The sequence below is a fragment of the Pseudomonas sp. IPO3747 genome (assembly GCF_013385245.1).
Taxonomy (GTDB): Bacteria; Pseudomonadota; Gammaproteobacteria; order Pseudomonadales; family Pseudomonadaceae; genus Aquipseudomonas; species Aquipseudomonas edaphica.
The window spans coordinates 120,001-133,934 of record NZ_JACAQL010000010.1; the positions used below are offsets into that span (position 1 = coordinate 120,001).

13 protein-coding genes are annotated in these 13,934 nt (G+C 60.7%); 5 read left to right on the plus strand and 8 right to left on the minus strand.

Annotated elements, in window-relative coordinates:
* Positions 1 to 36: 36 nt before the first annotated feature.
* Positions 37 to 1,275 carry an MFS transporter gene (locus HX790_RS16400; RefSeq protein WP_170038098.1) on the plus strand — a complete coding sequence of 413 codons (1,239 nt, stop codon included), beginning with the start codon at positions 37 to 39 and terminating at the stop codon, positions 1,273 to 1,275.
* 138 nt (positions 1,276 to 1,413) lie between these two features.
* Here the strand turns inward: HX790_RS16400 and HX790_RS16405 are convergent, their stop codons facing one another.
* The 4 genes from HX790_RS16405 to HX790_RS16420 form a co-directional block, all read right to left on the minus strand.
* The gene (locus tag HX790_RS16405) at positions 1,414 to 3,597 is read right to left on the minus strand and encodes a xanthine dehydrogenase family protein molybdopterin-binding subunit (protein WP_170038096.1); all 2,184 of its coding nucleotides are present in this window, start codon (positions 3,595 to 3,597) and stop codon (positions 1,414 to 1,416) included.
* Complete coding sequence (locus tag HX790_RS16410; protein WP_017139320.1) at positions 3,594 to 4,583, minus strand: xanthine dehydrogenase family protein subunit M; 990 nt, start codon at positions 4,581 to 4,583, stop codon at positions 3,594 to 3,596. The genes HX790_RS16405 and HX790_RS16410 overlap by 4 nt, the downstream gene beginning before the upstream one ends.
* A complete protein-coding gene (locus tag HX790_RS16415) occupies positions 4,580 to 5,089 on the minus strand; it encodes a (2Fe-2S)-binding protein (protein WP_017139321.1) in 510 nt (169 codons plus the stop codon). The genes HX790_RS16410 and HX790_RS16415 overlap by 4 nt, the downstream gene beginning before the upstream one ends.
* A 96-nt stretch (positions 5,090 to 5,185) precedes the next feature.
* Entirely contained in the window at positions 5,186 to 5,629 is a 444-nt protein-coding gene (locus HX790_RS16420; RefSeq protein WP_017139322.1) for a DUF4879 domain-containing protein, read from the minus strand.
* 209 nt (positions 5,630 to 5,838) lie between these two features.
* On the opposite strand from HX790_RS16420, the gene HX790_RS16425 reads away from it, so the two are divergent.
* Together HX790_RS16425 and trmA are read left to right on the plus strand one after the other, a co-directional pair.
* Positions 5,839 to 7,134, plus strand: coding sequence for an NCS2 family permease (locus tag HX790_RS16425; protein WP_017139323.1), 1,296 nt, complete (start codon positions 5,839 to 5,841; stop codon positions 7,132 to 7,134).
* Positions 7,131 to 8,210 (plus strand): tRNA (uridine(54)-C5)-methyltransferase TrmA, encoded by a 1,080-nt coding sequence (gene trmA, locus HX790_RS16430; RefSeq protein WP_017139324.1) that lies wholly within the window; start codon positions 7,131 to 7,133, stop codon positions 8,208 to 8,210. Before HX790_RS16425 ends, trmA begins: the two co-directional genes overlap by 4 nt.
* 99 nt (positions 8,211 to 8,309) lie before the next feature.
* Here trmA and HX790_RS16435 read toward each other — a convergent pair whose 3' ends face one another.
* Both HX790_RS16435 and HX790_RS16440 read right to left on the minus strand, forming a co-directional pair.
* Entirely contained in the window at positions 8,310 to 8,774 is a 465-nt protein-coding gene (locus HX790_RS16435) for a DUF2442 domain-containing protein (RefSeq protein WP_176991798.1), read from the minus strand.
* Positions 8,771 to 9,199 (minus strand): hypothetical protein, encoded by a 429-nt coding sequence (locus tag HX790_RS16440; RefSeq protein WP_017139326.1) that lies wholly within the window; start codon positions 9,197 to 9,199, stop codon positions 8,771 to 8,773. Before HX790_RS16440 ends, HX790_RS16435 begins: the two co-directional genes overlap by 4 nt.
* A 417-nt stretch (positions 9,200 to 9,616) precedes the next feature.
* Here HX790_RS16440 and aroQ point away from each other — a divergent pair, with 417 nt between their 5' ends.
* The gene (aroQ, locus tag HX790_RS16445) at positions 9,617 to 10,066 is read left to right on the plus strand and encodes a type II 3-dehydroquinate dehydratase (protein WP_176991799.1); all 450 of its coding nucleotides are present in this window, start codon (positions 9,617 to 9,619) and stop codon (positions 10,064 to 10,066) included.
* Positions 10,063 to 10,911: a shikimate dehydrogenase gene (locus tag HX790_RS16450; RefSeq protein ID WP_176991800.1), complete on the plus strand. Its 849-nt coding sequence runs from the start codon at positions 10,063 to 10,065 to the stop codon at positions 10,909 to 10,911. Before aroQ ends, HX790_RS16450 begins: the two co-directional genes overlap by 4 nt.
* A 184-nt stretch (positions 10,912 to 11,095) precedes the next feature.
* Here HX790_RS16450 and HX790_RS16455 read toward each other — a convergent pair whose 3' ends face one another.
* Together HX790_RS16455 and quiC are read right to left on the minus strand one after the other, a co-directional pair.
* Entirely contained in the window at positions 11,096 to 11,761 is a 666-nt protein-coding gene (locus HX790_RS16455; protein WP_026013861.1) for a TetR/AcrR family transcriptional regulator, read from the minus strand.
* Between the two features lie 81 nt (positions 11,762 to 11,842).
* A complete protein-coding gene (gene quiC, locus HX790_RS16460; RefSeq protein WP_176991801.1) occupies positions 11,843 to 13,744 on the minus strand; it encodes a 3-dehydroshikimate dehydratase QuiC in 1,902 nt (633 codons plus the stop codon).
* Positions 13,745 to 13,934: the final 190 nt, after the last annotated feature.

Below are 13,934 nucleotides of genomic sequence, written 5' to 3' on the forward strand. Positions count from 1 at the left end.
TCTGCCTGCACCCTCTGCTTCAGACCTGACTTCCCGATGCCCAGTGAACCCGCATTGCTGTTGCGCCACCACCGCCCTTTCATCGCGTTCTGGCTAGCCCGGATCTTTACCGCCAGCGGTTTCCAGATGCTTACCGTGGCCATCGGCTGGAACCTCTATCAACTGACTGGCAATGTGCTGGACCTGGGCCTGGTAGGCCTGGTGGAGTTCATTCCGCGCGTTCTGTTCATGTTGCACACAGGCCACGTGGCCGATCGCTATGAGCGGCGCAAAGTCGCCGCCATCTGCCAGACCGTGCAGGCATTGATTGCCTTGTCCCTGGCCATCGGCGGCCTGACCGGCAATGTGACCCGCGAGATGATCTTTATCCTCGCGTTCCTGCTCGGCGCCGCACGCTCGTTTGAGATGCCCACCACCCAGGCGCTGCTGCCGAGCATCGTGCCGAGCGCGCTGTTCCCGCGTGCCGTGGCCTCGTCGCAATCGGCGCAGCAACTGGCCACCATCGTCGCGCCAGCGTTGGGCGGCTTGCTCTATGCGTTTGGCAGCGTGTGGGTGTATGGCCCAACCGTGGTGCTGTACCTGATCGCCTGCGGGCTGACCCTCAACCTGCCCGCGCGCCAGACACCGATCAATAAAGCCAAGGCCACGATGGATTCGCTGCTGGCCGGGATCCGCTTTATTCGCAGCCGCCCGGACATTCTCGGCGCCATTTCGCTGGACCTGTTTGCCGTACTGCTGGGCGGCGCCACAGCGTTGCTGCCGGTGTTCGCCAAGGACATCCTGCTGACCGGCGCCTGGGGCCTGGGTCTGTTGCGTTCGGCGCCGGCGGTGGGCGCATTGTTGATGTCGCTGTGGCTGGCGAGGTTCTCGGTAGACCGGCATGTCGGGCGCGTGATGTTTACCGCCGTCGGTGTGTTTGGCGTGGCAACCATTGCGTTCGGCCTGTCGACGTCGTTCTGGTTCTCCCTGGCGGTACTGGTGGTGCTGGGCGCGGCGGACATGATCAGCATGGTGATCCGCGCTTCGTTCGTGCAGCTGGAGACTCCGGATGAAATGCGCGGGCGGGTCAGTGCGGTCAACGGTCTGTTTATTGGCGCATCCAATCAACTGGGCGAATTTGAATCGGGGATTACCGCCCACTGGTTCGGCACCGTGCCCGCCGTGGTCATGGGCGGGATTGGTACGCTGTTGGTGACGGGGGTGTGGATAAAGCTGTTTCCGACCCTGGCCAACCGCGATCGGATGCATGTGCCGGTGGAGGAAGCCAAGCTATAAGCCGGTTGAAAAACAGGCAATGTGGGAGCTGGCTTGCCTGCGATGGCGGTGTCTCAGCCAACATATGATTGGCTGACAGATAGCTATCGCAGGCAAGCCAGCTCCCACATTTTGATCTTCTGTGGTTCGAAGACCGGGTTACAGCACCTTATCCAGCGTGACAGGAAACTCCCGCACCCGCTTGCCAGTGGCATGGTAGATCGCATTCGCCACCGCCGCCGCCACCCCGACAATACCGATTTCGCCCACACCCTTGGAGCCCAGGGCGTTGACGATTTCGTCGTGTTCGTCGACAAAAATCACCTCTATGTCGCCGATATCGGCATTCACCGGGATGTGGTACTCGGCCAGGCTGTGGTTCATGTAGCGACCCAGTTGATGGTCGACCTGGGTTTCTTCATGCAGTGCCATGCCGATGCCCCAGACCACGCCGCCGAGGATCTGGCTGCGGGCCATCTTCGGGTTGACCACCCGCCCGGCGGCGATGGCGCTGACCACTCGACGCACCTTGATCGTGCCCAGGTCTTCATCGACCTGAACTTCGACAAACACCGCCGAATGGGTCGCCGTCGAATAGCCTTCGCGCTTTTTGTCCGGTTGGCTGTCAACCTGAACGGCCAACACCTCTTCGCCACTGTCCTTGACCAGTTGTGCCAAGGACACACTCACATCACCGGTGTGCAACTGGCCGTCTTCAAAGCGCACCGATTCAGCCTCTTTGAACACCGGGTAAGTCTGCCGGGCAACCGCCAACAGCTTGGCGTTCAGCGCCTCGCAGGCCTGCTGCACGGCAGTGCCAACGGACGACACGGTAAACGAGCCGCCCTGTAACGGCGCCGTGGGTAACGACGAGTCACCCAGCAGAAAACGCACATCGGCCATCGCCACACCGCTGGTTTGCGCGGCAATCTGCGTCATTACCGTATACGTGCCCGTGCCGATATCGGTGGTGGCGCTGCTGACGGTCAATTGGCCTTGGGCATCCAACTGCGCCTTGGCGCTGGCCTTCATCTGCAGGGCCTCCCATACACCACCGGCCATACCCCAACCGATCAACTGGTTGCCATCACGCATGCTGCGCGGCTCGGGGTTGCGCTGGCTCCAGCCGAAGCGCTCGGCACCTTCGCGGTAACACTCGCGCAGGGCTTTGCTCGACCAGGGTTTGTCTTCGTTCTGGTTGCGCTCGGCGTAGTTGATCAGGCGCAGTTGCACAGGGTCCATCCCCAGGGCGCAGGCCAGTTCATCCATCGCACATTCCAGGCCGATCACGCCCAGCGCGGCGCCCGGCGCGCGCATGTCCATCGGCGTGGACACGTCCAGGGGAACCAGTTTGTAGGTCAATTGCACGTTGTCGCAGTGGTAGAGCATGCCGCTCCACTCCACCACATGTTCGCTGAAATCCTCGAAACGCGAGGTCTGGCCAATCGCTGTGTGGCCCAACGCCAACAGGCGGCCATTGGCAGCAGCGCCCAGTTGCAAACGCTGCAGGGTGCGCGGGCGGTAGCCGAACGTGAACATCTGTTGCCGGGTCAGGGTGACGCGCACCGAACGCTTGAGCGCCAGCGCTGCCATCACCGACAGAGGCAGTTGATACTGCGGGCGCAGGCCCGAGCCAAAGGCACCGCCGACGAACGCAGCGAAGATCCTTACCTGGCTTTTATCCAGGCCGAAGACTTTTTGCACATACGCCTGGCAGTTCTGCGGGCCTTGGGTCTTGTCGTGGATATGCAGGGTGCCGTCCGGCTGATACAGCACGGTGCTGGCGTGGGGTTCCATCGGGTTGTGGTGCTCGATGGGCGTGCTGTAGTGCATATCCAGGCTGACAGCGGCAGCAGCCCACTCGGCCTGGAAGTTACCGCGTGGCTTGGGCGGCGTTTGCGGCGATGGGTGCGCCTGTTCCTGCAGGGCCGCGAGGTCAGTGGCAAAAGCCTCGCTCGCGTATTCGATCTCGACCAGCGAGGCAGCGTGTCGCGCCAGCTCAAGGTTGTCGGCGATCACCAGGGCCAGGGGTTGGCCGTTATAAAGCACGCGGTCGTTATACAGCGGGCGAAACGGCGAGCCGTCGGCTGCATCGGCATCGGCGAAAGCCTCATCGTAGCTGGCGAGTTTGGGCCGGTTCAGATGATCAAGCACCCAGACCACGCCCGGCAGCGCCAGGGCTTTGGACGCGTCGATCCGGATTACCCGGCCCTTGGCAATCGTGCTTGAGACGACACTGCCATGCAGCAGGTCGTTGCCTGGAAACTCACCGGCATAACGCGCCTGGCCGGTGACCTTGAGCAGACCGTCAACGCGGTCCAGGGGTTTGCCGACGGCGGTCATGGGCGTTCTCCTGCGACAGCGGCGTCGCTCAGGGCACGGATGATTGCGCGGCGTGCCAGCTTGATTTTGAAACTGTTGTGTTCCAAGGGTTCGGCGTCTTGCAGCAAGGCGTCAGCGGCCTGGCTGAAGGTCTCGCGGCTGACCGCTTGCCCGATCAGCGCGGCTTCCACCGCGCGATCGCGCCAAGGTTTGTGGGCAACACCGCCAAGGGCCAGGCGCGCATCGACGATGGTGTCGCCCGCAAGCTCCAGCGCGGCGGCAACGGAGACCAGCGCGAAGGCGTAGGACGCACGGTCACGAATCTTCAGGTAGTGGCTATGGCTGGCGAGATGATCAGGCGGCAGTTCGATGGCGGTGATCAGCTCATCGTCGGCCAGCAGGTTGTCGCGCTCAGGCGTATCGCCGGGCAATCGATGAAAGTCGGCAAACTCGATCACCCGCGCGCCGCCACGCCCTTCTACATGCACCCGCGCCTGCAGCGCTGCGAGGGCGACGCACATGTCCGAGGGATGGGTAGCCACACAATGTTCGCTGGCACCGAGGATCGCATGAATGCGGTTCAACCCGGTGCGCGCGGGGCAGCCGCTGCCAGGTTCACGCTTGTTGCATGGCACGCTGGCATCGTAGAAATAGTAGCAACGGGTACGTTGCAACAAGTTACCGCCGGTACTGGCCATATTGCGCAGTTGCGGCGAGGCGCCCGCCAGAATGGCCTGGGACAGCAATGGGTAGCGTGTCTCGATCAGCGGGTGCCAGGCCAGGTCGGCATTGCTGACCAACGCGCCGATCATCACCCCGCCGTCGGCAGTCGCTTCTACGCCATGCAGCGCCAAGCCGGTGATGTCGATCAGGTGTTCGGGGCGGCTGATGTTTTCTTTCATCAGGTCCAACAGGTTGGTGCCGCCGGCGATAAACCGCGACGTCGCGCTGCTCAGGTGCACGGCTTCCTGCACATCGGCCGGCTTGCTGTACTGGAAGGGGCTCATTGGTCACCTCCCAGCACAACGTCTTCAATGGCATCGCGAATATTGCTGTAGGCCCCGCAGCGGCACAGATTGCCGCTCATCAGTTCCTGAATTTGCGCGGTGTTGTGGGCGCGGCCTTCATTGGCCAGGCCGACGGCGGAGCAAATCTGCCCCGGCGTGCAGTAGCCGCACTGGAACGCGTCACGCTGGATAAAAGCCTGCTGCATCGGGTGCAACTGGTCGCCGTCGGCCAGGCCTTCGATGGTGGTCACCTCGGCACCGTCGCACATCACCGCCAGGGTCAGGCAGGCGTTGATGCGTTTGCCATCGCGCAACACCGTGCAGGCGCCGCACTGGCCGTGGTCGCAGCCTTTTTTGCTACCCACCAGATCCAGCTGTTCGCGCAGCAGGTCCAGCAAGGTGGTCCAGGGCAACACCTGCAGCTGGCGGTCTTGGCCATTCAGGGTCAGGCGTATCGGGTGGCTGACGAACGGTTTGGTCGTCGCGCCATTAGGGGTCGCGCTCATAAACACCTCACGGGTTGGTGCACATCCGCGGCGTTCAGGAAAGTCGCCGTCTAAGGGCTACGACTTCCCGAGGTAGTGAGCGTTCAAGGGGATTGATCAGAGGATGTTGAACAAGAGCTTCAACGTGTTTTGCGGGCCATTGATCGAGATATTGCTGAATTCAAACCAGCCTTGGGCCTGGACATTCAAGTCAAACACATAGATGTAGCCCATCACAGTGCCTGCGCCGTTACAGACTTCGCTGATGTTGCCCACCTGACAGACCGGCGTGCGTTGCCCATTCAATTCGGCGCCATTGAAGCGCCCCATCGGGCTTTTGCCCAGGCCGACCTCCATCACCGAGACCTTGGTCGGCCCACGATGAGTACACATCTGGGTGGTCGTCACATCTGTGGGGATGGTTTCCGTGCAACGCGCCGACTCGACCTTGAACACCCGCACCTCGCTCAACGGCGGTGCAGCCGCGCCCCACACCGGTGCCACAAGCCCCAGGCCGATTGCGGCGAACAGAGCTAGACTGCTGGCGTTGGCTTTTTTCATGCTGAGAACGACCCTGTATTTAACGTCGGCGCAGTATGCCTCAAGGCCAGATTCGAGAATACGCAGCCTATCCGCCACATCGCGTCGGCTGCTGGTATCATGCGCCGCTTTTTCCGATCCTCTCTGAAACCACAGGCGCTTGGCGCAGTTTGTGCTTTGACTTAGAGGTCAACAAATAACGACGCAAAATAGCGTCACAGGGAGCCGGCATGCTGGAAAAGCTGTTTCAACTCAAAGCACACAACACCAACGTGCGCACCGAGATTCTCGCGGGTATCACGACCTTTCTGGCCATGGCCTACATTCTGTTCGTGAACCCGAGCATCCTCGGCGAGACCGGCATGGACAAGGGCGCGGTGTTTGTCGCCACCTGCCTGGCCGCCGCCATCGGTTCGACCGTGATGGGCCTGATCGCCAACTACCCGATCGCGCTGGCACCGGGCATGGGCCTCAACGCCTTCTTCACCTACACCGTGGTCCTGCACATGGGCCACACCTGGCAAGTCGCGTTGGGCGCGGTATTCATTTCGGCGGTGTTGTTCTTCCTGCTGTCGATCTTCCGCATCCGTGAGTGGATCATCAACAGCATCCCGCTGCCGCTGCGCTCGGCGATTGCCGCCGGTATCGGCCTGTTCCTGGCACTGATCGCCCTGCACAACGCCGGCATCGTGGTCAGCAACCCGGCCACCATGGTCGGCCTGGGCGACCTGAAACAACCGGCGCCGATCCTCGCTACCTTGGGTTTCGCGCTGATCGTGGCGCTGGAAGCCCTGGCGGTGCGCGGTGCGGTGCTGATCGGCATCCTGGCGGTGACCATCGTGTCTATCGCGATGGGGTTCACCCCGTTCGGCGGCGTAACATCGATGCCACCGTCCCTGGCCCCGACCTTCCTGCAACTGGATATCAAAGGTGCGCTGGATATCGGCCTGGTCAGCGTGATCTTCGCCTTCTTGTTCGTTGACCTGTTCGACAACTCCGGCACCCTGATCGGCGTGGCCAAGCGCGCCGGCCTGATGGGCAAAGACGGCCACATGCCGAAAATGGGCCGTGCACTGATCGCCGACAGTACCGCCGCCATGGCCGGTTCGCTGCTGGGTACGTCGACCACCACCAGCTACATCGAGTCGGCTGCGGGTGTGAGTGCCGGTGGCCGTACCGGTTTGACCGCCATCGTGGTCGCCATCCTGTTCCTGCTGGCGCTGTTCTTCTCGCCACTGGCCGCCAGTGTTCCAGCGTTTGCCACCGCGCCGGCGCTGCTGTTCGTGGCCGTGCTGATGACCCAGGGCCTGGCCGAAATCGACTGGGATGACATTACCGTTGCAGCGCCCGTGGTGGTCACCGCCCTGGCGATGCCTTTCACTTACTCCATTGCCAACGGCATCGCCTTCGGTTTCATCGCCTGGACCGCCATCAAGCTGCTTTCGGGCCGCTACCGTGAGCTGAACCCGGCACTGGTGATCCTGTCGATTCTGTTTGTGATCAAGCTGGGCTGGTTCAACGCATGACTTTTGACGCCGCAAGCTACACCGTTCAACTGCAAGACAAGGTCACGCGTCTGCGTGACCTGTTGGCACCGTTCGACGCCCCCGAACCGCAGGTCTTCGATTCGCCGCTGCAGAACTTTCGCCTGCGCGCGGAGTTCCGCCTGTGGCGCGAGGGCGGGGAGCGCCACTACGCAATGTTCTCCCAGGACGACAAGCGCACGCCGATCCTGATCGAAGAGTTCCCCATCGCAAGCCAGCGCATCAACCAGCTGATGCCGCAACTCAAAGCCGCCTGGCAAGCCAGCGCGGCCCTCAGCCACAAGCTGTTCCAGGTGGAGTTCCTGACCACACTGGCCGGCGACGCGATGATTACCCTGTGCTATCACCGCCCGTTGGACGAACATTGGCACACGGCTGCGAACAAGCTGGCGGCGGATTTGAATGTCAGCATCATCGGCCGTTCCAAGGGCAAGCGCGATGTGATCGGCCACGACTACGTGGTGGAAAAACTCGACGTCGGCGGGCGCACCTTCAGCTACCGTCAACCCGAGGGCGCGTTCACCCAGCCCAACGGCACCGTGAACCAGAAGATGCTCAACTGGGCCTATGAAGCCCTGGGCGATCGCCCGGATGATTTACTGGAGTTGTACTGCGGCAACGGCAACTTCACCCTGCCACTGGCGACCCGCGTGCGTAAGGTACTGGCCACCGAAATCAGCAAGACCTCGGTGAATGCTGCCTTAAGCAACCTCGATGAAAATACAGTGGATAACGTCACGCTGGTGCGCCTGTCTGCCGAAGAGCTCACCGAGGCGCTCAACGAGGTTCGGCCGTTTCGCCGTCTGCACGGCATCGACCTGAAGAGCTACGAATTCGGTAGCGTCTTCGTCGACCCACCGCGCGCCGGCATGGACCCGGACACCTGCGAACTGACCCGTCGCTTCGACAACATCCTGTACATCTCCTGCAACCCGGAGACGTTGGCGGCGAACATTGCGCAACTGCATGACACGCACCGGATTACCCAGTGTGCAATGTTTGACCAGTTCCCATGGACGCACCATATGGAATCCGGGGTGTTATTGACCCGGCGGTAAACTGTGGGAGCTGGCTTGCCTGCGATGGCGGTAGGCCTGCCCTGCATCGGTCAACTGATACACCGCTATCGCAGGCAAGCCAGCTCCCACACTGGGTTTTCATGCATCTGTTGAATCACCGTTATCCAACGGCTCCTTGCGTGGCCGACCGCCCTTCTTGCCATTGGCTCGGGCGGCGGCGGTTTTGGCGGCGCTGCTCTTGCGACCGTTGCGCGACGCTACCAGGCTTGTCGCCAGGTCCATCAAGGGCTGGCTGGTGGCGATGAGCCCGGTGATCGAAACGTCCAGATCCTGCGCCTCACAGCACAGCGCCTTGCCGCCAAAGCCGACCTCCAGTTGCTGAAAGTCCTCCAGGGAAAACCCTTCGAACTCCGGCAACCCGGCTACAGGCAACATGACGCGGCTGCCGTCGCTGAAACCGATGGAAATGCACTCGTGTTCATAGCGCACATTGCTGGCATTGGCGTACAGACGTTTGAGCTTGCGCCCACGGGCGATGGCCTTGTCGACATCGGCGTCAGTGAGCGGCTTATAGGGTAGGACTTTGGCTTTTACGATTTTCATAAATTAATCCCCACGCAATCTGGCGCTCTGACCAGATTCAAAATTGTTCTTTGCTCTACGACATCGTGCCGGGCGCTTGCGATGACATAGACACCACGTCGAATAACCAACCCTTGAACCAATTCACCAGCGTCCCAATCCCAGGAATGGTTCTCCAGGCAAACCGTTTGCAGTTTCTCCCACCAGGTCCGGCGTGCACGCGCCAGGTAGTGACGCTGCATGATCGCCTCGCGTAATTCCTTCAGGAGCGCAGTAGGCGGCCGCCTGCGATCCGGCTCTACATCCCACAACTCCACATCCCCATCCAGGAAGCTGAAACGAAAACGCGCATCCCATGCCTTGCCCCTGACATGAACGTGGGGCGGGCAGTGTTCATCCCGCAGAAGCACTGAAATCACATATCCCTTGTAAGCACCTACTTTCATCGTAACCCATCCGTTAGGTTATTTTTCGTCAGGTAACAATTTTCCGTGGCACCCGACAACCGGCTCCATCCTTGCGAAGCTGTTTCACAGATTAGTAACGACGAACAACCCCGCGAATGCGGGGTTGTAACCACTCATGCCGAGGTTTGGGACTACCCTGCCAACGCCCGCAAGTCCTGCTCGCTCAGCAACCCCGCGTAATACTTCAACTGAATCCGCGCCAGCAAATACGCATGCCGTGCGCTCGCCCATTCCGGCGTCGAGGTTGATTTTCAATTGATATCTAATCTGATGCTGTGCCGGTATGCCTCAGAATAAGCGTTCGATAATCGAACACATCAGCCGCCTTCAATTGACCAAATTAACCATCCAGTACATTTTATCCGCACAACCAATAATAAGTGTGGAGAGACCTTTATGCCGCCCATCGTGCTGGTGCTCAACGGCCCCAACCTCAACCTGCTCGGCACCCGCGAGCCTGCTACCTACGGGCATGAAACCCTGGCCGACATCGCCGCACTGTGCGGTCGCAGCGCGGAAAAACTCGGGCTGAAAATCGAATTCCGCCAGACCAACCACGAAGGCGAATTGCTCGACTGGATCCACGGCGCCCGCGCCCGTTGCGCCGGTATCGTGATCAACCCGGCGGCCTGGACCCATACCTCCGTAGCGATTCGCGACGCACTGGTGGCCAGTGAAGTGCCGGTGATCGAAGTGCATTTATCCAACGTGCATGCGCGCGAGGCGTTCAGGCATCACTCGTTTGTGTCGCCCATTGCCAAGGCGGTGCTCGCAGGCTTCGGCAGCCATGGTTATCACCTGGCGCTGGAACACTTCAGCCACACCCTCAAAGGATCCGCCCGATGAAACCGCGCATCCTCGCCGGCCTGATCGGCGCCGGCATCCAAGCCTCCCGCACGCCCGCCCTGCATGAACAGGAAGGCGACGCCCAAGGCTTGCGCTACCTGTATCAGTTGATCGATCTGGACGCGCTGCAACTGAACATCAACGCCTTGCCCGAACTGCTGGACGCCGCTGAATTAATGCGTTTTACCGGCTTGAACATTACCTACCCATGCAAGCAGGCAGTGCTGGCGTTGCTCGATGAATTGTCTGACGAGGCGCGAGGCATTGGCGCCGTCAACACCGTGGTGTTCAAGGACGGCAAGCGCATTGGCCACAACACGGATTGCCTGGGGTTTGCCGAAGGTTTCCGGCGCAACTTGCATGACGTCGCGCGCGAGCGAGTCGTACAGATGGGCGCCGGCGGTGCGGGCGCAGCTGTGGCCCATGCCTTGTTGGCCGAAGGCGTGCAGCACTTGAGTATTTTTGATGTGGACATGGCCCGCGCCCGCGACCTGGTGGATAACCTTGCGCAGCGTTTTGGTGCCGGTCGCGCCCAGGTCGGTAACCACCTGGAAAACGCCATGGCCGAAGCGGATGGCTTGGTGAACACCACGCCCATGGGCATGGCCAAGCTGCCCGGCACGCCGGTACCGCCTGCGCTGTTGCGAGCCCAATTGTGGGTCGCGGAAATCGTGTATTTCCCGCTGGAAACCGAACTGTTGCGCAACGCCCGCGCCCTGGGTTGCCGAACGCTGGACGGCGGCAATATGGCGGTGTTTCAGGCGGTGAAGGCGTTTGAGTTGTTCAGTGGCCAAACACCGGATGTGCAGCGAATGCTGGCGCACTTTCAGAATATGAATAGCTGACTGCCGAAACTGAATCAAAAAATGTGGGAGCTGGCTTGTTGTGGCGAGCAAGCTTGCTTGCGCTGGGGTGCGAAGCGCCCCCAAAAAAGCCGGAGACTGCTGCGCAGTCAGCGGGAGCAAGCTCCCTCGCCACAACAAACCAGCTCCCACACTGGTTGCATTCCAGATTGGGAATCGGGTGAATTCAAGCCTGCAAGTACCGCATCACCGACTCACAAATCATCTCCCGATGCCGCTGTTTAATCGCTTCATCGGACAGCTCGATCTGAAAAATCTCACTGAACGTATGGCGGTTGGACACCCGGTAAAAGCTGAATGAGTTGATCAGCAGGTGCACATCCAGCGGCTCCAGCCCTTCGCGAAACACCCCCATCTCGGCACCCCGCCGCAATGTGGCGCCCAGCGCTTCGAGGATGTTGCTGTTCATCGCCTTGATCGAATCCGAGCGCTTCACGTATTCCGCGTTGTGGATATTTTCGATGCTGACGATGCGCACGAAATCCACGTTCTGGTCGTGGTGATCAAAGGTGAATTCCACCAGCCGACGGATCGCTTCACGCGGTTCCAGGGCCGTGAGGTTCATGCGCGTTTCGGTGTTGCGGATATCGCCGTAGAGTTTTTCCAGCACCTCGACGTACAACTGTTCCTTGCTGCCGAAGTAGTAATAGATCATGCGTTTGGAGGTGTGGATACGCTCGGCGATCGCATCCACGCGCGCGCCGGACAGGCCCTGCTGAACAAACTCGACGATGGCTTCCTGCAGGATGTTTTCGCGGGTCTTTTCCGGGTTGTTCTTGCGACTCTTGCGCGGTGTGTCTGGCACGGCGGAGAGGTCGGGGGTCAGGGTCATGGTGCGCTCACGGCCATTTTTGTTGTGCAGGCGGCGATTATGGGCCGAGGCGCTTCCCGAAGGAAGCACCTGGCCCGGCCGTTATAAACGCGCCTGACGTGCCGCACCGCTGCGCGATTTGGCCATCGCCGCCAGGCGCACCGCCACGTTGGCCGCGCCATACCCGGCGTAACCGTTCTTGCGCTGGATAATCTCGAAGAAAAACCGCCCCTCAAAAGCCTCGGTGTACACATGAAACAACTCACCGCCCTGGGCGTCACGGTCGTACAACACGTTGTAGTACGCCAGTTCGCTGAGGAACTCATCGTCGAAATCAAACCGTGCGGCCAGGTCGTCGTAGTAGTTGAGCGGGATATCCAGTAACGGCACGCCGGCCGCTTTGGCGCGACTGACCTCTGCGAAAATATCCGCGCAGTCAAAAGCAATGTGGTGCACGCCCGAACCACGATAGCTCGACAGCGCGTGGGAAATTGCCGTGTTGCGGTTCTCGGAAATATTCAGCGGCAAGCGGATCGAGCTGCAACGGCTGCGCAACGCTCGGCTTTTCACCAGGCCATAAGGGTCGGGCAGCACCACTTCGTCATCGGCTTCGAAATCCAGCAGGCTCTTGTAGAACAGCACCCAACTGTCGAGGCTGTCGGCCGGCAAGGCCATGGCCATATGGTCGATACGCAGCAAACCGCCGCTGGACGCCGTTGCCGCCTGCAAGTTGAAGTCGGTGTCGTACAGCGCACCCTCGGCAGGGTCGACCAGATAAATCAGGCTGCCATCTGGCGCACGCACCGCCGCCAGCTCCAGCTCGTTAGGCCCGACCAGCCCGCGATACGGCTGGCCTTTGTAGGCCACGGCCCGCTCCAGCGCCTTGGCGCTGTCCTTGACCCGAATCGCCGTGGCGCACAACGACGGGCCGTGGGCTTCGAAAAAGTTGTGGGCAAACGAATAGGGTTCACAGTTGAGGATCAGGTTGATATCACCCTGACGCAGCAGGCTCACGCTCTTGGAACGGTGCTGACCCGCCTTGACGAACCCCAGGCGCTCCAGCCAGTGGGTCAGCTTGGCGCCGAGGCTTTCATCCACGGCAAACTCGAGGAATTCGATGCCGTTGTATTCGCTGGCTGCCGGGGTATCAAACAGAATCTCGACGGGCTGAGCCGGCGCCTCCTGCTTGAGGCGTTCACGGGTTTTCTCTTCCAGGTACAGCAGCGAACGCAAGCCATCCGCCGCATTCGCGCGGGTGGGTGCGGCGCGGAAACCGTCGTTGAAAATCTCCAGGGACAACGGCCCGGTGTAGCCACTTTTGATGATCGGCGCGAGAAAACCTGCCAGGTCAAATTCGCCCTGCCCCGGAAAACAGCGGAAATGCCGGCTCCACTCGAGCACATCCATGGCCAGGACCGGCGCGTCGGCCATTTGCACAAAGAAGATCTTGTCGCCGGGGATCTCGGCGATACCGCTAGGATCGCCCTTGAGCGACAGCGTGTGGAAGCTGTCGAGCAAAACGCCCAGGCTTGGATGATCGACCTGGCGCACCAGGTTCCACACCTGCTGCCAGGTGTTCACATGTTTGCCCCAGGCCAGCGCTTCATAGCCGATACGCAAACCACGGCGACCGGCGTGCTCGGCCAGCAAGCTGAGGTCATCGAGCAAAATGCGCTCATCGCCCACGCAATCCGCCGAAGCATTGCTGCACACCAGCACCAGGTCGGTGCCCAGCTCCTGCATCAAATCGAATTTGCGTTCGGCGCGCTCCAGGTTGCGCGCCAGGCGGTCGCGGCGGCATCCTTCGAAGTCGCGAAACGGCTGGAACAAGGTGATGGCAATGCCCAGGTCGGCGCACATCTGCCTAACTTCCCGCGGGCTGCCGTCGTAATACAACAGGTCGTTCTCGAAGATCTCAACCCCGTCGAACCCGGCAGCGGCGATGGCTTCGAGCTTCTCCGGCAGGGTGCCGCTCAAGGAAACAGTGGCAATGGAACGTTGCATGGGCGACTCCCGGCAGTTTTTATTTGCAGCAAATTATTGGCCCCTAGCCTACACCCAGCAATTAAAATGTACGAACCGGTTAGTTTTTCGTGCGATTACCGAACACTATGCCCTGTTGGCGAATTGACGACTTTTTAACCACTGCGCACCATCGAACCTGCACCAAGACCCAGAACACACCATAAAAATT

Bases quoted from the DNA above. Each gene is read 5' to 3' on its own strand.
- HX790_RS16400 (WP_170038098.1), top strand. From the start codon at position 37: ATGCCCAGTGAACCCGCATTGCTGTTGCGCCACCACCGCCCTTTCATC.
- HX790_RS16405 (WP_170038096.1), bottom strand. From the start codon at position 3,597: ATGACCGCCGTCGGCAAACCCCTGGACCGCGTTGACGGTCTGCTCAAG.
- HX790_RS16410 (WP_017139320.1), bottom strand. From the start codon at position 4,583: ATGAGCCCCTTCCAGTACAGCAAGCCGGCCGATGTGCAGGAAGCCGTG.
- HX790_RS16415 (WP_017139321.1), bottom strand. From the start codon at position 5,089: ATGAGCGCGACCCCTAATGGCGCGACGACCAAACCGTTCGTCAGCCAC.
- HX790_RS16420 (WP_017139322.1), bottom strand. From the start codon at position 5,629: ATGAAAAAAGCCAACGCCAGCAGTCTAGCTCTGTTCGCCGCAATCGGC.
- HX790_RS16425 (WP_017139323.1), top strand. From the start codon at position 5,839: ATGCTGGAAAAGCTGTTTCAACTCAAAGCACACAACACCAACGTGCGC.
- trmA (WP_017139324.1), top strand. From the start codon at position 7,131: ATGACTTTTGACGCCGCAAGCTACACCGTTCAACTGCAAGACAAGGTC.
- HX790_RS16435 (WP_176991798.1), bottom strand. From the start codon at position 8,774: ATGAAAATCGTAAAAGCCAAAGTCCTACCCTATAAGCCGCTCACTGAC.
- HX790_RS16440 (WP_017139326.1), bottom strand. From the start codon at position 9,199: ATGAAAGTAGGTGCTTACAAGGGATATGTGATTTCAGTGCTTCTGCGG.
- aroQ (WP_176991799.1), top strand. From the start codon at position 9,617: ATGCCGCCCATCGTGCTGGTGCTCAACGGCCCCAACCTCAACCTGCTC.
- HX790_RS16450 (WP_176991800.1), top strand. From the start codon at position 10,063: ATGAAACCGCGCATCCTCGCCGGCCTGATCGGCGCCGGCATCCAAGCC.
- HX790_RS16455 (WP_026013861.1), bottom strand. From the start codon at position 11,761: ATGACCCTGACCCCCGACCTCTCCGCCGTGCCAGACACACCGCGCAAG.
- quiC (WP_176991801.1), bottom strand. From the start codon at position 13,744: ATGCAACGTTCCATTGCCACTGTTTCCTTGAGCGGCACCCTGCCGGAG.